The 23,417-nt window shown below is 71.8% G+C and carries 21 protein-coding genes and 1 riboswitch; of the genes, 12 read left to right on the top strand and 9 right to left on the bottom strand.

The window, feature by feature from the left end; all coding sequences use genetic code 11:
* Nucleotides 1–61: 61 nt before the first annotated feature.
* The 6 genes from cobN to ACSMXV_RS11355 form a co-directional block, all read right to left on the bottom strand.
* Entirely contained in the window at nucleotides 62–3,739 is a 3,678-nt protein-coding gene (gene cobN / locus ACSMXV_RS11380; RefSeq protein ID WP_473177532.1) for a cobaltochelatase subunit CobN, read from the bottom strand.
* Nucleotides 3,736–5,247 (bottom strand): cobyric acid synthase, encoded by a 1,512-nt coding sequence (locus ACSMXV_RS11375; protein WP_473177531.1) that lies wholly within the window; start codon nucleotides 5,245–5,247, stop codon nucleotides 3,736–3,738. Before ACSMXV_RS11375 ends, cobN begins: the two co-directional genes overlap by 4 nt.
* Entirely contained in the window at nucleotides 5,244–6,299 is a 1,056-nt protein-coding gene (locus ACSMXV_RS11370) for a cobalamin biosynthesis protein (RefSeq protein ID WP_473177530.1), read from the bottom strand. The genes ACSMXV_RS11375 and ACSMXV_RS11370 overlap by 4 nt, the downstream gene beginning before the upstream one ends.
* A 181-nt stretch (nucleotides 6,300–6,480) precedes the next feature.
* A riboswitch (cobalamin riboswitch) is annotated at nucleotides 6,481–6,610 on the bottom strand.
* 222 nt (nucleotides 6,611–6,832) lie between these two features.
* The gene (locus tag ACSMXV_RS11365; protein ID WP_181862065.1) at nucleotides 6,833–7,054 is read right to left on the bottom strand and encodes a hypothetical protein; all 222 of its coding nucleotides are present in this window, start codon (nucleotides 7,052–7,054) and stop codon (nucleotides 6,833–6,835) included.
* A 12-nt stretch (nucleotides 7,055–7,066) separates the two neighbouring features.
* On the bottom strand, nucleotides 7,067–8,308 hold the full coding sequence (locus ACSMXV_RS11360) for an anion permease (protein WP_473177529.1): 1,242 nt from the start codon (nucleotides 8,306–8,308) through the stop codon (nucleotides 7,067–7,069).
* Between the two features lie 202 nt (nucleotides 8,309–8,510).
* On the bottom strand, nucleotides 8,511–9,248 hold the full coding sequence (locus ACSMXV_RS11355) for a lysozyme (RefSeq protein WP_473177528.1): 738 nt from the start codon (nucleotides 9,246–9,248) through the stop codon (nucleotides 8,511–8,513).
* 296 nt (nucleotides 9,249–9,544) lie between these two features.
* Here ACSMXV_RS11355 and ACSMXV_RS11350 point away from each other — a divergent pair, with 296 nt between their 5' ends.
* The 3 genes from ACSMXV_RS11350 to ACSMXV_RS11340 all read left to right on the top strand — a co-directional run bounded on the left by ACSMXV_RS11350 (nucleotide 9,545) and on the right by ACSMXV_RS11340 (nucleotide 13,644).
* Nucleotides 9,545–10,285 carry a class II aldolase/adducin family protein gene (locus tag ACSMXV_RS11350; protein ID WP_473177527.1) on the top strand — a complete coding sequence of 247 codons (741 nt, stop codon included), beginning with the start codon at nucleotides 9,545–9,547 and terminating at the stop codon, nucleotides 10,283–10,285.
* 162 nt (nucleotides 10,286–10,447) lie between these two features.
* Complete coding sequence (locus tag ACSMXV_RS11345) at nucleotides 10,448–11,575, top strand: alpha/beta hydrolase (protein WP_473177526.1); 1,128 nt, start codon at nucleotides 10,448–10,450, stop codon at nucleotides 11,573–11,575.
* A 467-nt stretch (nucleotides 11,576–12,042) separates the two neighbouring features.
* Nucleotides 12,043–13,644, top strand: a complete 1,602-nt coding sequence (locus tag ACSMXV_RS11340; RefSeq protein WP_473177525.1) for a hypothetical protein — start codon at nucleotides 12,043–12,045, stop codon at nucleotides 13,642–13,644.
* Between the two features lie 25 nt (nucleotides 13,645–13,669).
* Here the strand turns inward: ACSMXV_RS11340 and ACSMXV_RS11335 are convergent, their stop codons facing one another.
* Nucleotides 13,670–14,089: a VOC family protein gene (locus ACSMXV_RS11335; protein WP_473177524.1), complete on the bottom strand. Its 420-nt coding sequence runs from the start codon at nucleotides 14,087–14,089 to the stop codon at nucleotides 13,670–13,672.
* A gap of 499 nt (nucleotides 14,090–14,588) precedes the next feature.
* Between ACSMXV_RS11335 and ACSMXV_RS11330 the strand changes: the two genes are divergently transcribed.
* The 4 genes from ACSMXV_RS11330 (at nucleotide 14,589) to ACSMXV_RS11315 (ending at nucleotide 18,685) form a co-directional block, all read left to right on the top strand.
* Complete coding sequence (locus ACSMXV_RS11330; protein WP_473177523.1) at nucleotides 14,589–15,338, top strand: hypothetical protein; 750 nt, start codon at nucleotides 14,589–14,591, stop codon at nucleotides 15,336–15,338.
* Nucleotides 15,339–15,468: 130 nt separating this feature from the next.
* Entirely contained in the window at nucleotides 15,469–17,067 is a 1,599-nt protein-coding gene (locus ACSMXV_RS11325) for an ABC-F family ATP-binding cassette domain-containing protein (RefSeq protein WP_473177522.1), read from the top strand.
* A 439-nt stretch (nucleotides 17,068–17,506) separates the two neighbouring features.
* Nucleotides 17,507–17,728: a helix-turn-helix domain-containing protein gene (locus ACSMXV_RS11320; protein WP_018533414.1), complete on the top strand. Its 222-nt coding sequence runs from the start codon at nucleotides 17,507–17,509 to the stop codon at nucleotides 17,726–17,728.
* Between the two features lie 165 nt (nucleotides 17,729–17,893).
* Nucleotides 17,894–18,685: an enoyl-CoA hydratase/isomerase family protein gene (locus ACSMXV_RS11315; protein ID WP_473177521.1), complete on the top strand. Its 792-nt coding sequence runs from the start codon at nucleotides 17,894–17,896 to the stop codon at nucleotides 18,683–18,685.
* 561 nt (nucleotides 18,686–19,246) lie between these two features.
* Here the strand turns inward: ACSMXV_RS11315 and ACSMXV_RS11310 are convergent.
* Nucleotides 19,247–20,062: a nucleopolyhedrovirus P10 family protein gene (locus tag ACSMXV_RS11310; protein WP_473177520.1), complete on the bottom strand. Its 816-nt coding sequence runs from the start codon at nucleotides 20,060–20,062 to the stop codon at nucleotides 19,247–19,249.
* A 103-nt stretch (nucleotides 20,063–20,165) separates the two neighbouring features.
* On the opposite strand from ACSMXV_RS11310, the gene ACSMXV_RS11305 reads away from it, so the two are divergent.
* The 5 genes from ACSMXV_RS11305 to amaP all read left to right on the top strand — a co-directional run bounded on the left by ACSMXV_RS11305 (nucleotide 20,166) and on the right by amaP (nucleotide 22,572).
* On the top strand, nucleotides 20,166–20,657 hold the full coding sequence (locus tag ACSMXV_RS11305; protein WP_473177519.1) for an Asp23/Gls24 family envelope stress response protein: 492 nt from the start codon (nucleotides 20,166–20,168) through the stop codon (nucleotides 20,655–20,657).
* Between the two features lie 91 nt (nucleotides 20,658–20,748).
* A complete protein-coding gene (locus tag ACSMXV_RS11300; RefSeq protein ID WP_181659357.1) occupies nucleotides 20,749–20,934 on the top strand; it encodes a hypothetical protein in 186 nt (61 codons plus the stop codon).
* Nucleotides 20,931–21,293: an Asp23/Gls24 family envelope stress response protein gene (locus ACSMXV_RS11295; RefSeq protein WP_473177518.1), complete on the top strand. Its 363-nt coding sequence runs from the start codon at nucleotides 20,931–20,933 to the stop codon at nucleotides 21,291–21,293. Before ACSMXV_RS11300 ends, ACSMXV_RS11295 begins: the two co-directional genes overlap by 4 nt.
* On the top strand, nucleotides 21,290–21,988 hold the full coding sequence (locus tag ACSMXV_RS11290) for a DUF6286 domain-containing protein (RefSeq protein WP_473177517.1): 699 nt from the start codon (nucleotides 21,290–21,292) through the stop codon (nucleotides 21,986–21,988). Before ACSMXV_RS11295 ends, ACSMXV_RS11290 begins: the two co-directional genes overlap by 4 nt.
* The gene (gene amaP, locus ACSMXV_RS11285) at nucleotides 21,985–22,572 is read left to right on the top strand and encodes an alkaline shock response membrane anchor protein AmaP (RefSeq protein ID WP_473177516.1); all 588 of its coding nucleotides are present in this window, start codon (nucleotides 21,985–21,987) and stop codon (nucleotides 22,570–22,572) included. The genes ACSMXV_RS11290 and amaP overlap by 4 nt, the downstream gene beginning before the upstream one ends.
* Before the next feature lie 87 nt (nucleotides 22,573–22,659).
* Here the strand turns inward: amaP and ACSMXV_RS11280 are convergent, their stop codons facing one another.
* Nucleotides 22,660–23,415, bottom strand: a complete 756-nt coding sequence (locus ACSMXV_RS11280) for an SDR family oxidoreductase (RefSeq protein ID WP_473177515.1) — start codon at nucleotides 23,413–23,415, stop codon at nucleotides 22,660–22,662.
* Nucleotides 23,416–23,417 lie beyond the last annotated feature (2 nt).

Genomic DNA, 23,417 nt, shown 5'->3' with positions numbered 1-23,417 from the left:
TGCGAATGCGACAGCGGTCCGACCGCTGTGCTCCCCGCCCAGGCGGGGGTGATCCGGGAGGTCACTCGTCCCCCTCCAGATCTCCTTCAAGCTCGAGGTAGGTCGCCCGGAGCCGGTCCAGGGTCTCCTGGTCCGGCTCCGCCCACAGCCCGCGCTCGGCCGCCTCCAGCAGCCGTTCCGTGATGCCGCGCAGCGCCCAGGGGTTGGACTTCTTCATGAAGTCCCGGTTCTCCGGGTCGAAGACGTACTCCGCGCTGAGCTTCTCGTACATCCAGTCGTCGACCACGCCCGCCGTCGCGTCGTACCCGAAGAGGTAGTCGACGGTGGCGGCCATCTCGAAGGCCCCCTTGTAGCCGTGGCGGCGCATCGCCGCCATCCAGCGCGGGTTGACGACGCGCGCGCGGAACACGCGGTGCGTCTCCTCGCCGAGCGTGCGCGTCTTCACCTGGTCCGGTACGGCCGAGTCACCCACGTACGCCTCGGGGTTCGCCCCCGTCAGATGCCGAACCATGGCGACCATGCCGCCGTGGTACTGGAAGTAGTCGTCCGCGTCCGCGATGTCATGCTCTCTCGTGTCGACGTTCTTCGCCGCCACCGCGATCCGCCGGAACGCCGTCTCCATGTCCCCGCGCGCCGCCCGCCCGTTCAGGCCGCGGCCGTACGCGTAGCCGCCCCACACCGCGTACACCTCGGCCAGATCCGCATCGCTGCGCCAGTTGCGGGCGTCGATCAGCGGCAGCAGACCCGCCCCGTACGCACCCGGCTTCGAGCCGAAGATGCGGGCCGTCGCGCGCCGCCGGTCGCCGTGGACGGCGGTGTCCTCGTCGGCGTGCGCCCGTACGTAGTTCCGGTCCGCGGGCTCGTCGAGCTCGGCGACCGCCCGTACCGCGTCGTCGATCAGCCCGACGACGTGCGGGAACGCGTCCCGGAAGAAGCCGGAGATGCGGACCGTGACGTCGATGCGCGGACGGCCCAGCTCCTCGAGGCTCACCACCTCGAAGCCGGTGACGCGCCGCGACGCGTCGTCCCACACCGGGCGGCAGCCGAGCAGCGCCAGGATCTCCGCGATGTCGTCGCCCTGCGTACGCATCGCCGACGTGCCCCAGACCGTCAGGCCGACGGACTTCGGGTACTCGCCCGTGTCGCTCAGATACCGCGCGACCAGCGAGTCCGCCAGCGACTGCCCGACTTCCCAGGACAGGCGGGACGGGATCGCCTTCGGGTCGACGGAGTAGAAGTTCCGGCCCGTCGGCAGGACGTTCACCAGTCCGCGGGTCGGCGAGCCCGACGGGCCCGCCGGGACGTAACCGCCGTCCAGCGCACGCAGGATGTGGTCGATCTCGTCCGTCGTCCGGGCCAGCCGGGGCACGACCTCGCGGCACGCGAACTCCAGCACCGCGACGGCGTCCGCGAGTTCGACGCCGCCCAGCACCTCCCGTACGAGACCGCGAGCCTCCGCGGCCGCCCAGGCACGCTCCTCCATGCCCTCCGCGACCCGCCGGCACAGCTGCTCCAGCAGGTCGATGGCGTCGGCGGCGGTACGGGACGGCCCCTCCACCAAGTCCGACAGCTCCACCGGCACCTTCACCGCCGCGCCCGGCTCGCCCAGAAGCTCCTTCTCCACAAGCCCGAAGTGCTCGGCCAGCGCCGCCCGCAGTCCCGGCAGCGCGTTCGCCTGCCCGCCCCACACCTGCGAGGCACGCAGCACGGCCAGTACGAGGTTGACCCGGGGCTCGCCCACCGGACCGCCGCCCAGAATGTGCAGGCCGTCGCGGATCTGCACGTCCTTGATCTCGCACAGATAGCCGTCGATGTGCATGACGAACTCGTCGAACTCGCCGTCGTCCGGCTGCTCGTCCACATGCAGGTCGTGGTGGAGCTCGGCAGCCTTGACCAAGGTCCAGATCTGGGCGCGGACGGCCGGGGCCTTCGCCGGGTCAAGATCGCTGACCAGCGCGTACTCGTCGAGGAGCTGCTCCAGCTTGGCCAGGTCGCCGTAGGTGTCCGCACGGGCCATGGGCGGTACGAGGTGGTCGACCACCGTGGCGTGTCCGCGGCGCTTGGCCTGGGTGCCCTCGCCGGGGTCGTTGACGATGAAGGGGTAGATCAGCGGGAGGTCGCCGAGGACCGCGTCCGGGGCGCAACCGCCGCTCAGGCCGAGCCCCTTGCCCGGCAGCCACTCCATCGTGCCGTGCTTGCCCATGTGCACGATGGCGTCGGCCTGGAAGGTGTTGTCCAGCCAGCGGTAGGCGGCCATGTAGTGGTGCGAGGGCGGCATGTCCGGGTCGTGGTAGATCGCGATCGGGTTCTCGCCGAAGCCGCGTGGCGGCTGGATCATGACGACCACGTTGCCGAACTGCAGGGACGCCAGCACGATGTCGTCGCCGTCGACGTACAGGCTGCCCGGCGGCTCGCCCCACGCCTCAAGCATGCCGTCCCGCAGCTCCGTGTCGAGCTTGTCGAACCACGCGCGGTAGTCGGCGAGCGGCACGCGCGCGGGGGCCACGGCCAGTTGCTTCTCGGTCAGCCACTCCACGTCGTGGCCGCCCGCCTCGATGAGGCGGTGGATCAGCTCGTCGCCGTTGTCGGGGTGGCCCTCGACCACATAGCCCGCGTCGCGCAGCGCGTCGAGGACGCGGACCGCCGATGCCGGGGTGTCGAGTCCGACCGCGTTGCCGACCCGGGAGTGCTTGGTCGGGTACGCGGTGAAGACCAGCGCGAGCTTCTTCTCGGCGTTCGGCTTGTGCTTCAGCTGGGCGTGGCGTACGGCGATTCCTGCGACCCGCGCGGCCCGCTCGGGGTCGGCGACGTACACCGGGACCTCGTCCGGCCCCTGCTCCTTGAAGGAGAACGGGACGGTGATCAGCCGTCCGTCGAACTCGGGGATCGCGACCTGCATCGCGGCGTCCATGGGGGAGAGGGCGGCGTCCGACTCGTCCCAGGCGGCGCGCGAGGAGGTGAGGCAGAGCCCTTGGAGGACGGGGATGTTCAGGTCGGCGAGCGCGCCGATGTCCCATGCCTCCTCGTCGCCGCCCGCGGAGGCCTCCGACGCGTGCGTGCCACCCGCCGCGAGCACCGTGGCGACGAGCGCGTCGGCCTGCCCGAGGATCTCGTACAGGCCCTCGTCCGCGCCCCGCAGCGAACCGCAGTAGACGGGCAACGCGTTGGCGCCCCGTGCCTCGATCGCGTCGCACAGGGTGTCCACGAACGCGGTGTTCCCGGACAGCTCGTGGGCGCGGTAGAAAAGCACGCCGACCGTGGGGCGCCCATCGTGACGGGTGCGGGCGCCGTGGACGCCGTACTCGGGCATCTTCTGCGGCTCGGCACTGTGCCTGTTCTGCGCGCCTCCGGCACGACCATGCCCGGCGAGCAGCACGTCCTGGCTGAGGAAGCGCGCCAGCTCCGCCAGATTGGCCGTGCCACCCTCGACGAGATAGCGCAGAGCCTCGGCCACGGCACCCGCGTGAACGGTGGACTCGGCCATCAACTCGGCGTCGGGCACCGCCTCGCCGCCCAGCAGCACGGTCGGGATGCCGGACGACTTGAGTACGGCGAGCCCGTCCTCCCAGGCGCGTTTGCCGCCGAGGAGACGTACGACGGCGATGTCGCAGCCGTCGATGAGCGCGGGCAACTCGGTCGCCGCGTCGACGCGCGTCGGGTTGCCGATCCGGTACGGCGCGCCGGAGGCACGGGCCGCCAGCAGATCCGTGTCGGCGGTGGACAGAAGCAGGACGGTCATGAGGGTGCCCCCGGAGCAAGGAAGGGGAGACCGGAGGGTGCACCGGTCTCGATCAGGCGGAGCAGCGCACTTGTGTCCGCGTGCTCTTCGATCAGATCGCCGAGCAGGTCGAGCTGCTCCTCGCGCAGCGCCGAGAAGCTGGTGTCGGGCGCGGGTGTGAAGCGGCGGCCGGCGGCCCGCGCGACCTCACGCAGGAACGCGCGGCGGAAGCCGTCCGACTCCAGCGAGCCGTGCCAGTGCGTGCCCCACACCTCGCCGACCCGGCAACCGTCCAGGAACGCTTCGCCACCGGTCACATCCGCGACGCCGTGGTGGATCTCGTACCCCTCGACGGGTTCGCCGAGTGCCGTACCGGACGGCCGCGTGAGGGTCTTCTCCTTGGCGAACCGCACGCGCACGGGCAGCAGTCCCAGCCCCTCGACCCGACCCGCGCGGGACTCCACCTCGTCCTCGATGTGCTCGCCGAGCACCTGGAACCCGCCGCAGATGCCGAGGACCGGACGCCCCTCGGCGGCCCGGCGCGCGATCGCGTCCGCGAGACCGCGCTCGCGCAGCCACTCCAGCGCGCGTACGGTGCCTCGGGTCCCGGGCACGACGACGAGGTCCGCGTCGACGAGCTCCTCCGCACGGTCCACGAACCGCACGACGACGCCCGGTTCGGCGGCGAGCGCGTCCACGTCCGTGAAGTTGGACATCAGCGGGACCGCGCACACGGCGACCCGCAGCACGTCCTCGCCGACGGGCGGAGCGACCGTGGACTCCCGGACCGCCCCGCGGAGCGACACCCGCAGCCCGTCCTCCTCGTCGATCCCGAGCCCGTGCCGGAACGGCAGCACACCGAACGTACGGCGGCCGGTGAGCTGTTCCAGCATGTCGAGCCCCGGCTCGAGGAGGGACACGTCCCCCCGGAACTTGTTGACCAGGAACCCGGCGATCAGCGCCTGGTCCTCGGGGCTCAGCAGCGCGACCGTACCGAAGAACGACGCGAAGACCCCGCCCCGGTCGATGTCGCCCACGACGACGACCGGCAGCCGCGCTGCCCGCGCGATGCCCATGTTGACGATGTCCGTCCGCCGCAGATTGATCTCGGCAGGGCTGCCGGCCCCCTCACAGATCACCGCGTCATACGTGCCCCGCAACTCCTCGAGGCACTCCAGGACGGTGCCGAGCAGGGACTCCTGACGCCCACCGTGGTAGCCCCGGGCACTCAGCTCGCCCACGGGCTTTCCCATGAGGACGACCTGACTGCTGCGGTCGCTGCCGGGCTTGAGCAGTACGGGGTTCATGAGCGCCGTCGGCTCGACGCGCGCCGCCTGCGCCTGCATGGCCTGCGCCCGCCCGATCTCGGCACCCTCGCGCGTCACGAACGAGTTCAGGGACATGTTCTGCCCCTTGAAGGGCGCGACCTTGACCCCCTGCCGCACGAGCCACCGACAGATCCCGGCGGTGACAACGCTCTTCCCGGCATCGGAGGTGGTCCCGGCCACCAACAGCCCGCCACCGCTCATAGGTTCCCTCCCGGTTGGTACTGCTGGTGCCGCTGATACCGCTGTGGGCAGGCGTTCCGCAGGGCGGAACGGGTGGGCACAGCCCCCGACGTACGGCGCCCCGAAGCCAAGTTCCGCAAAACGGCACAGAGGGCACCCACCCCAAGGGCAAGCCAACCAACACGCCGAGAAAGCCGTACCGCACGCTCAATGTCGGCTACGACAACGGCTCGCCCAGAGCCGTTGAGCACAGGCCGGTGCTCAACCCTCCCCCCGTACGACAGGGTCCCCCCAAGCCGTACTCCGAGCGCCCCCGCAAACGAGGCCTCAACGACCCCCGCGTTGGGACTCGGATGCTTCCCGGCATCCGCCCGCCAAGCCCGCAGGGCCCCGCGCGGGTTGCCCCCGGCCACGGCCGCAAGCACAGCTGTGAGCCGCGCCCCCGGCCACCCCGCGACATCGTCGAGCCGCGCGGAAGCCCACCCGTACCGCCGGTACCGGGGCGACTTGTGCCCCACCATGGCGTCCAGCGTGTTGACGGCCCGGAACCCCACAAGCCCAGGCACGCCGCCCACCGCGCCCCACACGAGGGCGCCCACGACAGCGTCGGACGTGTTCTCGGCGACGGACTCGACCACGGCCCGCGCGATGCCGTCGGCATCCAGCGCCTGCGGATCGCGCCCGCACAGATGCGGCAGCCGCTCCCGCGCGGCCTCGATGTCCCCGGCGGCCAGCGCCCCGCCCACGGCCCGCGCCTCGCGGCCGAGCGAGGTGCCGCCGACCACGGCCCAGGTCGCGGCGGCGGTCAGCGTGACGGAGGCGGTACGGGAGGTGCGTACGGAACGGGCGGCCAGCGCGGCAAGAGCGGTCGCACCCCCGGCGCACACCGCGGTGTGCAGCGCGCCCCACCCGCGGTGGTCCCGCCACAGCGCACGCTCCACGGCGGCCGCGGCATGCCCGAACGCGGCGACCGGATGCCCCCGGCGGGGATCGCCGAGGAGCAGGTCGCCGAGGAGGCCGGCCGCGGCACCGTACGCGAAGACACGTCCGCGCCCGGCGCGTTCGGTATGCATGGGAGCAGCCGGATAGACGGGACCAGCGGAACGCATCGGATCAGCCGGATGCATGGGATCAGCCCGCCGATACGCCTGGAAGATCCCTCGTACTGCTCAACTCATCGGGCAACGGGCAGCCGCGCATGGCGATATGTCCTCACTCAGGGTCCGCGCCCTGGTTCGACGTGACCGGCGGTGAGAGTCTCCTGGCTCCCGGATCTACGCTTCCCCCGGCCTTCCAACCCGTCCGTACGGGCCGTGACTTCCGTGTGGGGGAGCGCTCCCCGGTGACAGTGGCGGGACCGCGCCGGATTCGCACCGGCTTCCTCTCCTGCCGCCGTATATGGCTCCGGCAGTCCACCACGCCCCGCGAAGGCCCGTCAACTCGCTGTTGACCTGCGACGGGGGAGTGTGCGAAGGCCCACACACCCCGGGTACGCGCGTGGGGTGCGGGACGTCCATACGTCCCGCACCCCACGCGAAGCCGGAGGCTGCTTCCGTCGCACGACGATCAGTCGCAAGCGATGATCCGTCGTCGGCGGCGACCTTCCTCAGGCGACGATCAGATAGATCCCGTAACCGACGGCCGCCGCGCAGAGCGCGAAGCACGCGTACGCGCCGCTGACCGCAAGGGCCGCGGAGCCGCCCTGCTCCGTCGCGCGCTCCCGCTTCGAGAGGCCGACGATGCCCAGGGTGAACAGGCCCACGAGGGCCACCGTGACCACGAGGCTGACTCCGAAGACGGAGCCGAGAGCTGCCCAGTCGATCTTCATGCTGGTCTTTCCTTACACCGAAGCGGTCTTGGCGGGCTCCGGCGAGGCGCCGGGCTGTGCCGGGATGGTGGCCTTCAGGTCGTCCGTGATCGCGGCGGTGACGGCGTCCGCGGGCACGGCGTCGAGGCCGGCGTCGGAGCCGCCGTCGACCTCACTGACGTCGTTGACGTTGTCGTGGGTGACGGGCTGGCGGCGCGACAGCCCCCAGATCACGGCGGACCCGACGACCAGCAGCGCACCGGTGAGGACGACGCCCCACGTGCCCTGCTTGGTGAGGAACTCGGCGCCCGCGCCGACGAGACCGGCTGCCGGCAGCGTCAGACCCCAGGCGACGAACATCCGCGTCGCGGTCGACCAGCGGACCACGCCGCCCTTGCGGCCGAGACCCGCGCCCATCACGGCACCCGAGCAGGACTGGGTGGTGGAGAGGGAGAAGCCCAGGTGGGAGGAGGCCAGGATGACCGTCGCGGCGCTGGTCTGTGCGGCGAAGCCCTGCGGCGGCGCGAGGTCCGTCAGGCCCTTGCCCATGGTGCGGATGATGCGCCAGCCGCCCAGGTAGGTGCCGAGCGCGATGGCGATACCCGCGGAGGCGATGACCCAGACCGGCGGGTTGGAGCCGGGGGCGAGGACGCCGCCCGTGACCAGGGCCAGCGTGATGATGCCCATGGTCTTCTGCGCGTCGTTGGTGCCGTGGGCGAGGGAGACGAGGCCCGCGGAGGCGATCTGTCCGGCGCGGTAGCCGGGGGCCGTCGCCTTGGCGTCGGCGCGGCTTCCGATCCGGTACGTCAGGCGGGTGGCCAGCGCCGCGGCGAGACCGGCGACGAGGGGCGCGGCGACCGCGGGGATCAGCACCTTGGTGACGACGGTGCTGCCGTTGACCGAGGACCAGCCCGCGGACATCACGGCGGCGCCGATCAGGCCGCCGAAGAGGGCGTGTGACGAGCTGGAGGGAAGTCCCAGAAGCCAGGTCAGCAGATTCCAGAGGATGGCGCCGACGAGCGCTGCGAAGATCACCTCGGTTCTGATGCCCTCCTCGTTGATGATGCCGCCGGAGATCGTCTTGGCGACCTCCACGGAGAGGAAGGCTCCGACGAGGTTCAGCACGGCGGACATCGCCACCGCCGTCTTTGGTCGCAGAGCGCCTGTCGAGATGGTTGTCGCCATCGCGTTGGCTGTGTCGTGGAAACCGTTCGTGAAATCGAACACGAGAGCGGTGACGATCACGATCCCGAGGAGAAGCGTGATGTGTTCCATTTACCCAGGCTTCTGTTGGACGTCATTGGCTCGTGGACCGTAGGCAATCTGAGTGAACGGAAGATGAACTGGGTGGGGCCGCAGGGTGGCCCGAATTGGTGCGCCGCCACTCCGGTTGCGTTCGAAGTGGCGGCGCAGTCGATCATGGTGACGGCCGGAGGCCCGGAATTGCGGCGGAAGCGCGGGTTCCGCCGCTGCGGGCCTACCCCCGCGCGAACTTCCCCAGTGCGGTCGTCGAGCCGTTGAAGAGATTCTGGTCACCCGGCAGACTGCCGCTGTTGTCGTACTGCCAGAAGGTCCAATACTGCCAGCCCGCAGGCAGGGCCCCGGCCGACGAGCTGTAGCGGGCCAGCCACAGGGCGTGGTTGGCGAAGGCGGCGCTGTTGCCGGTGCACTTCTTCCACCAGTTCGTGTTCGTGTAGATCACGGGCCGGCGGCCGGTCAGCCGTTTCACCTCGCTGCTGAAGGACCTTATCCAGGAGACCATCTTGGTCTTGCTCATGCCGTAGCACGTCTTCGAGCTGTACGGGTTGAACTCGATGTCGAGGGCGGGCGGCAGAGTCCAGCCGTCCGCCCGCCACGATCCGCCGTTGCGCACGAAGTACTGCGCCTGAGTCTTGCCGGACGACTTGTTGGGCAGCGCGAAGTGGTACGCGCCGCGGATGATGCCCGCGTTGCGGGCCCCGTTGTACTGCTGGCTGTAGTACGGGTTGCGGTAGGTGTGGGACTCGGTCGCCTTGACGTAGACGAACTTCGCCCCCTTGCTCTTCGCCTTCTGCCAGTCGACGTTCTTCTGGTGCGAGGAGACGTCGTGCCCCTTCGGCTTGCCGGCCGCGGAAACCGGAATCTCGGCAAGTGCGGTGGCCCCGAGCGCGAGCGTCGCCGCGGAGACCGCGGCGACGCGGGCACGGCGAAGAGACGGTTTGTGATCACGAGCCATATTTCCCCCCGGATGGCGACGTGCATGACAAATCCACCAGAGGGTATCGGAGGGCCCTTCGGGGACCGTCGATCTCCGGCCAAACCGCTTCCGTGAAGGCGTGTGGGCGCATATGCGGCCTAACGGGAGCCCCGGGGGCTGCGTTACACAGCGCGGCCTTGTCGGCACTGTGCGTGCTGGGGGGCAGCCCCGCGGGGCGGCCCGTGGGACGGCCGCGGGGGCGGCTGGCAGGGTGGGTGGCGTGGCGGCCGACGGGGCGGCGGATGCGGAACGGCGGATGGCGAGCGAGGGGTGACATGGGCGATTGTGCCGAGGCGGACGATCACGAGCCGAAGCGGGAGCAGGCGAAGGAGCAGGAGCACGAGCGGGAGGGTGGCGTGGGGCGGCCGCGGGACGTGCTGGGGCGGGCGTGGAGCCAACTTGTGGCCACGGCCCGGCGCACCGTGACGGACGGGCTGGTCGTCGGTACCTCGGGCAACGTGTCGGTGCGCGTCGGCGGGACCGTACTGGTCACTCCGAGCGGGGTCCCGTACGACCGGCTGACCGCGCAGGATGCCGTCGCCGTCGACCTGGACGGCAAGCAGCTCCTCGGCGACCTGGCCCCCACCAGCGAGCTGCCCATGCATCTCGCGATCTACCGCGGCACCGGCGCCGGGGCCGTGGTCCACACCCACGCCGTGCACGCCACCGCCGTCTCGGCCCTCGTGCCGGAGCTGCCGCTGATCCACTACATGGCGGCCGCGCTGGGCGGGCCCGTGCGAGTCGCCCGCTATGCCCTGTACGGCACGGACGAGTTGGCCGAGAATATGCTCCGCGCCCTGGAGGACCGCACAGGTTGCCTACTCCAGAACCACGGCACCGTCACATACGGCGCCACCCTCGACCAGGCATACGACCGAACGGCACAGCTCGAGTGGATGTGCAGAGTCTGGCTGACGGCGAGCGCCCTGCCGGGCCGGTCCCCCACCCTCCTGTCCCGCGATCAGCTCCGCGAAGTGGAGGAGAAACTACGCGGGTACGGCCAGCCGCGAAGCTGAACGATGACCGGTCCCGGCGCCCGTATCGCCCGCAATCCCCGCCCCTGTCGCGGTGTGTGCGGGTGATGACCGAGGCCCGGCCGGGGCGTGGCAGGAACGGAAGTGTCACCCCAGCCCTGCCTTCGGCTGGCCACCGGAGGCCCCCGCACCGACACTGGAGCCGTGCGCACCGCCAAAGCGACGGCAGTCGCCGTCACCACTGTGATCGGTGCCGGTGCGGCCGTGGTCGCCGCCGGCAGGTACGCCAGCGATGCCGCTCTGAAGGCGCCGCCCGGGCGGCCGCTCCCCACCGAGCCGCGGCTCACCGTCCACGGCACCGCCGCGGGACAGGTCACCCTGACCCGGGACCTCGCCTCACTGCGTCCGGGTGTCTACGGCCTGGCCGGCGAAGGCTGCCATGCGATCGTCGGCGAAGTGCTGGAAGCAGCGCCGCACCCCGCCGACACCGTCGTACGCCGCCTCGAACGCGTCACTCACGGCGAGTTGAGCCCTGGCGCGCGCGTCTGGCTCACTCCGCAGGTGCATATCGGCAACCCGAAGACGGCTCTCGGCCTCGAATACACCGATGTCGACATCCCCGGCGAACTCGGTCCGCTGCCCGCCTGGTTCGTGCCCGGTGCCCGCGACAGCTGGGTGATCACCGTGCACGGCCTCGGCACCACGCGTGAGCACCCCATGGTCCTCATGGAGTTCATGCACCGGCTCCGCTACCCGGTGCTCGACATCGCGTACCGCGGGGATCCGGGCGCGCCCCGGCCCCCGGACGGGCTCGGCCACCTCGGCGACACGGAGTGGCGCGACCTCGACGCCGCCATCCGCTACGCCCTGCGGTACGGCGCGGAACGCGTCGTTCTGCACGGCTGGTCCACCGGCGGTGCGATGGCCCTGCACGCCGCCGCACGCTCGTCGCTGCGCGACCGGATCGCCGGGCTCGTGCTGGACTCGCCGGTGCTCAGCTGGGAGGCCACGCTGCGCGCCCTCGCCGCCGCCCGTCGCACGCCGGGACCGCTGCTGCCGCTCGCCGTCCGCGCGGCACAGGGCCGTGCGAGCCTGCACGGCGGCGCCATCGAGGAGGCCCTTGACCCCGAGGCGCTGAAGCTGCCGACCCTGCTGCTGCACGGCCCCGACGACGCCGTCGCCCCCTGGGGCCTGAGCCGCCGACTGGCCGACCGCCGCCGCGACACGGTCACCCTGCACGCCGTACAGAACGCCCCGCACAGCGCCATGTGGAACGCCGACCCCCGGGGCTACGAAGAGACCTTGCGCCGCTTCCTCACGCCGCTGATGTAGCCGTCCTCGGCCCTCCTTCTGGAGGGGCTGTCCCGGGTCGCCACCGCCCTCACCGGCCATCGCAGCTGGAGCGGTCGGCGGGCCATCGCGGCCGTGGACTGTGCAAGCGCCTCCGTGGACCGTGCGAGCGCCCCGTGGGCGTTCGGAAGTCATCGTGGCCGTGTGTGCCCGCCAACTTCCGCAGCCGCCTCAGCCGCCAGCCGCCGCAGCCGCCTCAGTCGTAGCCGCCGCGGCGCCATGGCGTGCGTGGCACCGCGGCTGCGGCACTGCGGCTGTGGCACCGCGGTCGGCCCGGCCTGCCGGGGGGTCCGCGGTGGGACTCACCCGTCGGAGCACCTCCGCGCCCCTTCGCCGTATCTTCCGTTTTGCTGCTGCTCATGCGTACTTAACCGGCCAATGCGGCCTCCCTTTCTACTCGCGTGGCATTCCGTTTGGGTTTTCGGACCGTCAACCGGAAGACTGCTCCCGTGACGTCCCGTATCCCGCGCGACTCCAGGCTCAGACTCGTCCGCCCACGATCCCTTGCCGCCGCCCCGCGAGCGGTGTCCGAGCGGCGCTCCCGCCGCCCCGCCCCCAGGCCTCCCGAGGGCACCCCGCCACCCGCGGAACTGGCCCGCATGGCGCGCGGCGGAATGGCCGGCGCCGTCCGGGTCGCGCGCTGGGCCGACGCCGCGCTGCGCCCCGGCCGCGACGGCGCGACCCCCGACGACGGGGGCACCCTCTCCGACGCCACTGCCGAACGGGCCGCGGCCGACCTGGACCTGACGCCCGAACAGGTACGCGCCGACTGGGACACCGCACGGCTCGCCGGACTCGTCGAGGTACACGGCGACAGCGCCCGCCCCGGCTGGCGGCTGCGCGCCTGGGACCGGGACGACTCCGCCGTACTTCGCGGCTGGGTCGCGCTGTTCGACGCCTGGTCGCTGGCCCACCCGGCGCCGGACGATCTCCCGCCCGCCGCGGTCGCCGAGGTCGTCGAGGCGATGCCGCAGGTGCTGTCCCTGCTCCAGCTGTCGGCCGGGCCCGTTCCCGTGTCGCAGCTGCTCGATCTCCTCGAGCAGCGCGTCACTGAACTGCGCACCGAGCGCTGCGAGATCCCCTACGGCCCGCACTCCGCGCCCACGATCCCTGCGCCCACGACCCCTGCGCCCACGACCCCTGCGCCCACGACCCCTGCGCCCACGACTCCTGCGCTGACGACTCCCGTGGCCGCGGAACCCGTGCTCGCAACACCTGCGTCCATCAGCGCCGAGCCCGCAACCGCCGAGCCCGCAACCACCGGCCCAGATGCCGCCGAGCCCGACGCAGCCGAGTCCGCGGGCCCGGACGCCGTGAGCCATGTGGACGCCCCGCTGGCCGCACTGCTCGTCTGGGCCCTTGACGCGCTCGCCGTCGTCGGCGCACTGACCTGCTCCGGCGGGCAGGCCACGCTCACCCCCCTCGGCAGCTGGGCGGTCTGGGTCAAGCTCGAGCAGATCTGCGTGGCCGCGCAGAGCCCCGCCGGGCACATCGAGCAGCCCGCCGACGACATGCTGCGCGGCTGTGCGCGGCTGCGGCCGAACGCGGCCCGTGCCGAGTACCGCGCCTGGCTCGCCGCTCGCACCGTGGGCAGCGCCGTCACCGAACTCCTCGACGCCGCCCGAGGCGAGGACGCCCTGCTGCGCGGACTGGCCTTCGAGGCCCTGCGCGTGGTCGGCGCCCCGGCCGAGGCGGACGTCAGGGCGGCGGCGGAGGAACCGTCGCTGCGGCCCTACGCCCTGCTGTGGCTCGCCGAGCACGAGGGTGTGGACCCCGAGGACGCCCATGCGGTGCTCACCCGCGAGGAGTCGACCTGGTTGTGGGTGGACACCGCCGCGGCCGTCGCCGACCACGGAGAGGCCCAACTCCTCGTACGACACCTGGAGTCGGCGATGCAGCCCACCGTGCCGGCGCTCCTCGACGAGGTGCGCGCCGTCGGCCACCCGCGCACCGTCCAGGTGCTGGTGGCCCTCGCCGCGGCCCACCCCGACCCGGCGCTCGCCAAGGCCGTGCGCCGTGCCGCCTTCCAGGTGCACACGGGAGGCGCATAGCGAACCGGCGCACGGCGAGCAGGGGTCAGCCGGAGCCCTTCGTCTCCGGGGCGTACGTCCCGAAGCTCCATACGTTGCCCTCGGCGTCCCGGGCCATGTAGTCCCGTGAGCCGTAGTCCTGGTCCGTCGGGGGCATCAGGATCTCCACACCGTGCTCCGCGGCCCGCCGGTGGTGCGCGTCGGCATCGTCCACGACGATGTACACCCCGGCTGGGCCGGCGTCCTTCATCGTCTGGTCGAAGATGCCGCCGCGGCCCTTGGAACCGAGCATCACCACGCCGTTGCCATAGGCCAGTTCGGCGTGGAGCACCGAGCCGTCCTCACCCTCGTACACACTGACCTCCGTGAAGCCGAAGGCCTCGGTGAGCAGCCTGATGGCCGCCTTCGCGTCCGCGTACAACAGCGTCGGACAGATGCTCGGACTCCCGCCCTCACTGCCTGCCATACCGATCACCCCTTCTCTCGAATGTGACCCGCTCCACAGTCTTGCACCGGGCACTGACAACGCCCCGGAGAAGCCGACCGGCCTGGCGCGGCGGCCAAGACGCCGAACGAGGGACCGCTGCCCGCCCGTGCGCCGTGTCGGCACGCTCCTGCGGCCGCGCCGCAGAAGCCGCGGCTACGCTCTCCGCCTGATTCGCGGGCATTCCAGGGCATTTCGATGGCGGTGCGGAAGGGGGTGTTGCGTGGCGGCTCTGCCGTTCGACGCGACTGAAGTGAGCGCCTACGTCCGCCATCGGGCGCGGCCCGTCCCGAAGTCACCCGCCCCTGAATCGCCGGTCGCCCAGGCCCTCGCTCCCCAGCATCCTGCTCCCCCGCATCCTGCTCCACGGCGCCCTGGTTCCCGGCATCGTGATCCCCAGCCCCCTGCGCCGCAGCACCCCGCTCCCGAAGCCCCGTTGCCCGCCGGCCGCTCCCGTCGTGCTTCCCGCCTCGTCGTGTCCATGGTCCTCGGCCTTCTCGCGGTGCCCCTCATCGCCGCGGGCCATCTGTCGCGCCCCGAGCCCTACGGAGACCACCTCACGGTGCACGCGCGCGTGGAGAGCCCGGATGCCCCGGAGCCCCGGCTGCGTATGACGGGCCGGGCCGTCGAGGCGTACGACCCCGGAACGGGACGGACGAGATGGGCCTATACGCGCGAAGGGCGCAGGCCGCTCTCCGTGCTTCCCGTGCGCGGGCACGCCGTCACGCTCTGGAGCGACGGGCTGGTCACCGACACGGCCCGCCGTGACGGCCGCGCGGTCCGCTGGCACCGCGCCGCCCCCGCGGCCGCCGCCTGGCTGCGCTCCCCACGCGCGCGTGACGGTGCCGGTGTGCTGCAACGGCTTGCGCCCAGCTCCCGCATGCTCGCCGTCGTCACGCCGTACCGCATCGCCGCGTACCGCCTCGCGGACGGTGATCTGCGGTGGGTGCTGCCCGCCCGCCGGGGCTGCGCCTTCGAGCCCGCGCGCACGATGCGGCACGGCCGCGCGCTTCTCGTGGCCCAGCCGTGCCGCAGCCCCGGCGCCTCCTGGACGGCGGAGGTCGTGGCGGTCGACGAGCTCGGCAGGATCGTGCCGCGGCGCGCACCCCTCGCCAACGAGCTGCCCGGCGGCAGCGGTGACAGGAGCAACGCCGCCGCAGGCAAGGACGTCACAGGCGCAAGACGGACCACCGGCACAGTGCGCAACAACACAGCGGCCGGCGACGGATAATCGCCGCGCACAGAAAAACCGGTTGCACGGTCCCGTTAGAATCGCCGCATGGCCATTCTCCTCACGCATTAGACGGCGTGATCCGCCCCAGCCGCCCATCCCGCCGTCCACCCTGCCCAGGAGTCTGTCCGTGATCACCGCCTCCGGTATCGAGCTGCGCGCCGGTGCCCGCGTCCTCATCGAGTCCGCCACCTTCCGTATCGCCAAGGGCGACCGCATCGGCCTGGTCGGCCGCAACGGCGCCGGCAAGACGACGCTCACCAAGGTCCTCGCGGGAGAGGGCATCCCGGCCGCCGGCACCGTGGCCCGCTCCGGCGAGGTCGGCTATCTGCCGCAGGACCCGCGCACGGGTGACCTCGACATACTCGCGCGCGACCGCATCCTCTCGGCCCGCGGCCTCGACACCCTGATCCGCAAGATGCGCGAGAACGAGCAGCGCATCGCCAACGGCAAGGGCTCCACCCGCGACAAGGCGATGAAGCAGTACGAGCGGCAGGAGACGGAGTTCCTCACCAAGGGCGGATACGCCGCCGAGGCCGAGGCCGCCACCATCGCCGCCGCGCTGAACCTGCCCGACCGGGTGCTCGGCCAGCCGCTCCATACGCTCTCCGGTGGTCAGCGGCGCCGTATCGAGCTGGCCCGCATCCTCTTCTCGGACGCGGACACGCTCCTGCTCGACGAGCCGACGAACCACCTCGACGCCGACTCGATCGTCTGGCTGCGCGACTACCTGAAGACCTACCGCGGCGGCTTCATCGTCATCTCCCACGACGTCGACCTCGTCGAGACGGTCGTCAACAAGGTGTTCTACCTGGACGCCAACCGCTCGCAGATCGACGTCTACAACATGGGCTGGAAGCTCTACCAGCAGCAGCGCGAGGCCGACGAGAAGCGCCGGAAGCGCGAGCGGCAGAACGCCGAGAAGAAGGCCGCCGTGCTGAACGCCCAGGCCGACAAGATGCGAGCCAAGGCCACCAAGACCGTCGCAGCCCAGAACATGGCCCGCCGCGCGGACAAGCTGCTCGCCGGTCTCGAGGCCGAGCGGAAGGCGGACAAGGTCGCCAAGCTGCGCTTCCCCGAGCCCGCACCGTGCGGCAAGACGCCGCTCACCGCCGAGGGCCTGTCCAAGTCGTACGGCTCGCTGGAGATCTTCACCGACGTCGACCTGGCTGTCGACAAGGGCTCCCGGGTCGTCATCCTCGGCCTCAACGGCGCCGGAAAGACCACGCTCCTCAGGCTGCTCGGCGGGGTCGAGAAGCCGGACACCGGCCAGGTCGTGCCCGGCCACGGCCTGAAGATCGGGTACTACGCCCAGGAGCACGAGACGCTCGACGCGGACCGCACGGTGCTGGAGAACATGCGCTCGGCCGCCCCCGACATGGACCTGGTCGAGGTCCGGAAGGTCCTCGGTTCCTTCCTCTTCTCCGGCGACGACGTCGACAAGCCGGCCAGTGTGCTGTCCGGCGGCGAGAAGACCCGCCTTGCGCTCGCCACGCTCGTGGTCTCCTCGGCCAACGTCCTGCTGCTCGACGAGCCGACCAACAACCTCGACCCGGCCAGCCGCGAGGAGATCCTCGGCGCGCTGCGTACGTACAAGGGCGCGGTCGTCCTCGTCACGCACGACGAGGGAGCCGTCGACGCGCTCCAGCCCGAGCGGATCATTCTGCTGCCGGACGGCGTCGAGGACCTGTGGGGCGCCGACTACGCGGACCTCGTCGCGCTGGCCTGACCGGCTGCGGGCCCGTGTTTGAGCGGTTTCCAGGGCCCTACATGATCATTTTCCTCGCCGTTTCCTGCTCGGTTTTCGGTCAGGTTCCGCCGAGCCCTGCTTGATCGAATTCGCTGATCCACTGGCTATGGATCATTCGGCCGATCCGTGATCCATCATCTGTGTGAGATCTCCTCATACAGCGGTGTGTCGTACATCGATTTTGGGGGCGGATCAGGCATGGGGTGGAGCCGCGCCGTAACGCGGCTCTGACCTGCCGCTTAGCTCGTGGATTCGGGAAGCGCGGGCCGAAACGGTTCCCGGAACCTGAAATTCCGCTCGTGGTGATCTGTTCCGTGGGCCCAAACCTTGTCGCACGGACCTTGCCGAATGGGTGGCCAGGAAGCTCCGGAGGGGTGATCATGAGAGTCCAGAGCGCACTTCCCATGAGGAGGCACGGGTGGCCGAGACTCTGAAGAAGGGCAGCCGGGTGACCGGCGCCGCGCGCGACAAGCTCGCGGCAGACCTGAAGAAGAAGTACGACTCCGGTGCAAGCATTCGGGCACTGGCCGAGGAGACCGGCCGCTCGTATGGCTTCGTACACCGGATGCTGAGTGAGTCCGGGGTCACGCTGCGGGGACGCGGCGGGGCAACGCGAGGCAAGAAGGCCGCCGCGTCCTGACGACGGAGGCCTCCCGGCTCGCGGGATCCCCCTCGCTCCGGGGGTTCCAGGCTTCGGTGGTGGCCACCCGGTCGGTTTGCTGATCGACCGGGTGGTTACTGTGCAGTCACTTACGGGTGACCGGATACGGCACCCTGCCCGACTGCATTCCATCGGAGGCGCCCCATGGCTTCGCTCGACCCGGTTCTCGACAAGGACGGCGTGCGGCTCACCGTCGACGAGGCGATCGCCACGGTGACGTTGTCCAATCCAGCCAAGCGCAATGCCCAGAACTTCGCGCTGTGGCGGGCGTTGGCCGAGGCCGGACGGTCGTTGCCGGGCAGTGTCCGTGTCGTCGTGCTGCGTGGCGAGGGCAAGTCCTTCTCCGCGGGCCTCGACCGTCAGGCCTTCACGCCCGAAGGGTTCGACGGGGAGCCGTCGTTCATCGATCTGGCGCGGGGCTCGGACGAGCAGCTGGACGCGGCGATCGCCGAGTACCAGGAGGCGTTCACCTGGTGGCGGCGCAGTGACATCGTGACCATCGCCGCTGTGCAGGGCCATGCCATCGGAGCGGGCTTCCAGCTCGCTCTCGCCTGCGATCTGCGGATCGTCGCCGACGATGTGCAGTTCGCCATGCGCGAGACCAGCCTCGGCCTGGTCCCCGACCTCACCGGGACGCATCCGCTCGTCGGGCTCGTGGGCTACGCCCGGGCGCTGGAGATCTGCGCCACGGGCCGCTACGTCCACGCCGACGAGGCCGAGCGCATCGGCCTCGCCAACCTTGTCGTGCCCGGCGACCAGCTCGACGACGCGGCGCGCGACCTCGCGGCCGCGCTGCTCGCGGCGCCCCGGGACGCGGTGATCGAGACGAAGGCGCTGCTCCAGGGCGCGACAGCGCGCGACTACGACACCCAGCGCGCCGCCGAGCGCGCCGCTCAGGCCCGCCGACTGCGGGACCTGGCGGGGCTGGGCGACTGAGCTTGCCGCCGGCTCGCCGCACGGGCGGCTCGCCGCGCTGATGGCCGGCGCGTCGCTGCGGGTCGTGCCGTCTGCCGCCCACGTGCCCGCCGACCAGCCCCTCTGCCGCCCGAGGCCTCGTCGGTGGTGACGCCTGTTTGGCGACGCTTGCTTGTAGCGGCGGCGGCGTGCCGCGGGGTTGGCGGCGCGTGCTGGCTGTTGGCGGGTGTGGCCGTTGTCGGCGGGTTGCCGTATGTCCTCGCTGCTGGTCTCGGTGGGTCGGTGCTGCCTCGCTGCCTGGCTCGTCGGCTGCTCGGTGTGTGGGCTGCCCGCGCTGTCCTCCCTGTGCGGGTCTGCTCGTAGTGCCGTCTGCCTGCCGCGGGGTTGGCGGCGCGTACTTGGCTGTTGGTGGGTGTGGCCCCTCGCCGGTGGCGGCTCCGTGTCCTCGGCGCCTCCCCGGTGCGGCGCCTGCCCGCCGGTGGGACCGGCGGGCGGCGAGTGCCGGGCTTCGGGTGGGTCAGGCTGTCGCTGGTGAGGGCCGAGAATCCTCGGTGCTTGGTGCGTCGGTACCCCTGCCTGTGGTCACGTCAGTTCTGTCACCAGTACCGCAACCGTGGGGTGGTTCGGCAGGGCCTCGCTGACGGCCGCGCGGACCGCGACCGCCACGTCCAGGGTGCGGTGGTCGCGTGACGCCGCCAGCTCCACGCGTACGTGCCGGCGCGGCAGGACCGCCCCGGACGTCGCCCTCGGGTGCTCGTCGATATGGACCGCGCGCCCGCGGCCGCCGAGCGTGCCCGTCAGCCGGACCACACCGGGCACGGCCAGCACCGCCGCAGCCACCTGGGCCTCGTCACCGCCGGCATCCGACGTCTCCGCCGCCTCGGCGGCCTGCCCCTCGGCGGCACCTGAAGGCTGGCCCGACTCCGTGGCCTGCCCCTCGGCGGCACCCGAAGGTTGGCCCGACTCCTTGGCCCGCCCCCCGGCGGCACCCGAAAATGGTTCCGCGTCGAGGAGCGTCGTCACCCGTAGGTCCACTTCCGTGACGGTCAGGCCGATCGCCTCTGTTGCCGTGGTGAACAACGTCGCGCGCAGACGGTCGGCCGTGGTCGGGAGGGGATCGGTCGGTGCCGCGGCGAACTCCGCCGTGATACGGAGCGGGCCGGGCGGCAGGGCGCTCGGGGGCGGCGGTACGGCCGGTGTCTGTCCGGCGTCGGGGTCGGCCGGTGCGATGCGGAGGACGCCGAGGTGGATGCCCGGATGTTCGTCCGCCGCCGCGCGCAGTACGGAGTCCGCCGCCGATTCAGCCAGCCAAGCCCCGTCGCGCGGCCCACCGAGGGGCAGCAGTCTGCCCAGGCCCAGCTGCCGCCGCACCGCCTGTGTCCATCGGTCCGCCGTCATTGCTCCAGCCTGCCGCATCTCTGGCGCGCAGTAGGGAAACCGCGCTTAGTGTAGACAAAGGAGTACATCCCCTCCCAAAAGGTTCCTAAAAGGATGAGCGGCGATGACTGAGACGACACACCAGAAAGGCCCGGAGCCTCGCGAGAAGGCATCGCCGGACGAGCGGGGCAGGACGGGCGGCCCGGTGCGGCGCGGGGGCGGCGACCCCGGCACCCGGGGACGTACGACCATCGCCGACGGCGTCGTCGAGAAGATCGCAGGGCTCGCGGCGCGCGACGTCTTCGGCGTGCATGCCATGGGCAGCGGTCTCTCCCGTACCTTCGGCGCCATGCGTGAGCGGGTGCCCGGCGGCGGTGACAAGTCCGTCACGCGCGGGGTGAAGGCAGAGGTCGGCGAGGTGCAGACGGCGCTCGACCTGGAGATCGTCGTCGTCTACGGCGTGTCGATCGAGGACGTCGCCCGCGACGTACGGGAGAACGTGATCGCGGCTGTCGAGCGCATGACGGGGCTTGAGGTTGTGGAGGTCAACATCGCCGTCAGCGATGTGAAGCTCCCGGAGGAAGAGGAAGAAGAGCCCGAGACGAGGCTGCAGTAGCGAGCGTTCCTGGTCAGTGAGCGACGCCCGCCGTCGACGCGGGCGTCCCCCGCTGCCGCACGCTCTCGAGGCTCTCGCAGAGGAGCGCACAATGAACATGGCCATGATCGGCTTGATCGCCGGAATGGCGCTGGGGTTCGCCGGATACTTCGGCGGTTTCGGAGCCTTCCTCCTGGTGGCGGCGCTCGGCGCTGTCGGATTCGTCGCCGGGCGATTCGCGGAGGGGGACCTGGAACCCGGTGAATTCTTCCGTACCCGCGGCGAACGGCGGCGGTGACGTCGTTGCCCGGTCAGTCCGTCGAGCCTGCAGAGCGCGGCGCGACCCGGATCGCCGACCGGGTCGTCGCCAAGATCGCCGCGTGGGCGGCACGTGAGGCGCTGGACGCCGTTCCCGAGGGCGGTGAGCCGCCGCATGCGACGGTCACCGTGCACCAGGAGACCGGCCGCGTCCGGAGCGCCCGCGTCCGGATCAGCCTCGAGCTCGACTATCCGTCCGACATCGGACGCCAGTGCGGCGCCGTGCGTCGGCGCGTCGCCGAGCGGGTAAAAACGTTGGCGGGGATGGAGGTGCCCGAGGTGGCCGTCCAGGTGGAGCGGCTGCACTCGGCACACGCCGCACAGGGGAGGACACGGTGAGCGAGTCCCAGGGCCCGTCGGGCTCCGCCAGCGGTAGCACCCAGCGTCTTCCGGTCGTGGAGCGGGAGCCCGGCGCGACGCCGAGCGACCTCGACCAGTCCGCATCCGCGGCCGCGTACGAGCCGCTGCCCACCGCCGAGGGCGACGACGGCAGGCCACGACGCTTCTGGTCGGCCCGCCGCATCCCCGCGGCGCTGCTCGCGCTGCTGGTCTTCGCCGGTGCGGGGCTGATGCTGTACGACATCGCGGCCGTGCGCGCGGACCGGCCCGCGATGCAGTGGCGCAGAACCCTCGCCCGCGAGCTCGCCCAGCGTCCCCTCGACAACCTCTGGGTGCTGATCGGCGCCGGGGTGGCCGCGGCCCTCGGCCTGTGGCTGCTGGTGCTCGCCACCACACCGGGCCGGAGGGCGGTCCTGCCCATGCGGCGTGTGCACCCGGACGTACGGTCCGGACTGCACCGCGACGCCGCCGCCATGGTGCTGCGCGACCGGGCCATGGAGGTCTCCGGGGTGCAGTCGGCTCGGGTGCGGATGAGGCGCAGGAAGGTCGACGTCCGCGCGGTGTCGCACTTCCGTGAACTCGACGAGGTACGGGGCGACTTGGACACCGTACTCGCGGACGGCATCAGGGAGCTGGGGCTCGGCAGGGCGCCCGCCCTCTCCGTGCACGTCCGCCGGCCCGGTAAGAAGGGGTGAGTGCCGTGCTGGGGACGGTCAACCGCGTGCTGCTGGGGATCGCCGGTCTCGCGCTGCTCGTGCTGGGCGGTTCGGTCCTCGCCGTCGGTCTCGGCGTCACCCCGCCGTCGTGGTGGATCCACGACGGGAAGCGCGACGTGCTGCTGAGCGAAGCCGACCAGACCAGATGGCGGGACGAAGGCTGGTGGTGGCCCACCGTTATCGCCGTGCTCGCGGTGTCGGTGCTGCTCGCGCTGTGGTGGCTGTCGGTCCAGCTGCGCCGGCGCCGGCTGGCCGAGGTGCTGGTCGACACCGGCGACGGCGAGGGGGCGCTGCTGCGGGGCAAGGCCCTGGAGTCCGTCCTGGCGAGCGAGGCCGGGGCGCTCGACGGGGTCGAGCGGGCGCACGCCACCCTGACCGGGCGGCGCAGCGCGCCCGAGGCGCGGGTGCGGCTGGTGCTGGAGCCGTTCGCCGCGCCCGGCGAAGCGCTGCGGAGGCTCGCAGGCGAGGCGCTGGCGCACGCGCGCGGCTCGGCGGGGCTGGACCGGCTGCCCGCCGAGGTCCAGCTCCGCGCGGTCAGGCACCGCGCGGAGCGGGTCACGTGAGAAGCCCCTCGGCACTCCGTACCACTGTGACGATTGAGCCGGGCTTTGCCGCTCCGGACGCGAACCGAGCCCCAGAAAGCGCGTGTGTCAGAACCCGTGCCGTGCTCCGCCGTCCACCGGCAGCATGATCCCCGTCAGATACGACGCCGCCGGCGACAGCAGGAACGCCGCCGTGCGGCCGAACTCCTCCGGGGTGCCGTAGCGGCGCAGGGGGATGTTCGCCTCGTTGGCCGCGCGGGCGGCCTCCGGGTCGGGGGAGAGGGCGTCCAGCTCCCGGACGCGGTCTGTGTCGATACGGGACGGCAGCAGGCCTATGACGCGGATGCCGCGGGGGCCGAGCTCGTTGGCGAGCGACTTGGCGAAGCCCGCGAGCCCGGGGCGCAGGCCGTTGGAGATCGTCAGCCCCGGGATCGGCTCGTGCACCGAACCGGAGAGCACGAAGCCGATGACGCCGCCCTCGCCGAGCTCCGCCGCGGCCGCCCGGGCCAGTCGCACCGCCCCGAGGAAGACGGACTCGAACGCCGCCTGCCACTGCTCGTCGGTGTTGTCGGCGGCGGAACCGGGAGCCGGTCCGCCGACGCTGATCAGTACGCCGTCGAAGCCCCCGAAGTGCTCGTGCGCGGCCGCCACGAGGCGTCCGGCGGAGGCGGAGTCCGCGTTGTCGGCGGCCACACCGACGGCGTTCGGGCCCAGGTCGGCGGCGGCATCGGCGACGCGCTTCTCGTCCCGGCCGGTGATGACGACCTTCGCGCCGTCCGCGACGAGCTCGCGCGCCGCCGCGTTGCCCAGGCCCCGGGTGGCTCCGGTGACGACGTAGACACGGTCCTTCAGTCCAAGATCCATGG

Source organism: Streptomyces sp. DSM 42067 (genome assembly GCF_055792885.1).
The sequence above is the reverse complement of the archived record's forward strand: the minus strand, read 5'-3'. Positions and strand labels throughout refer to the sequence as shown.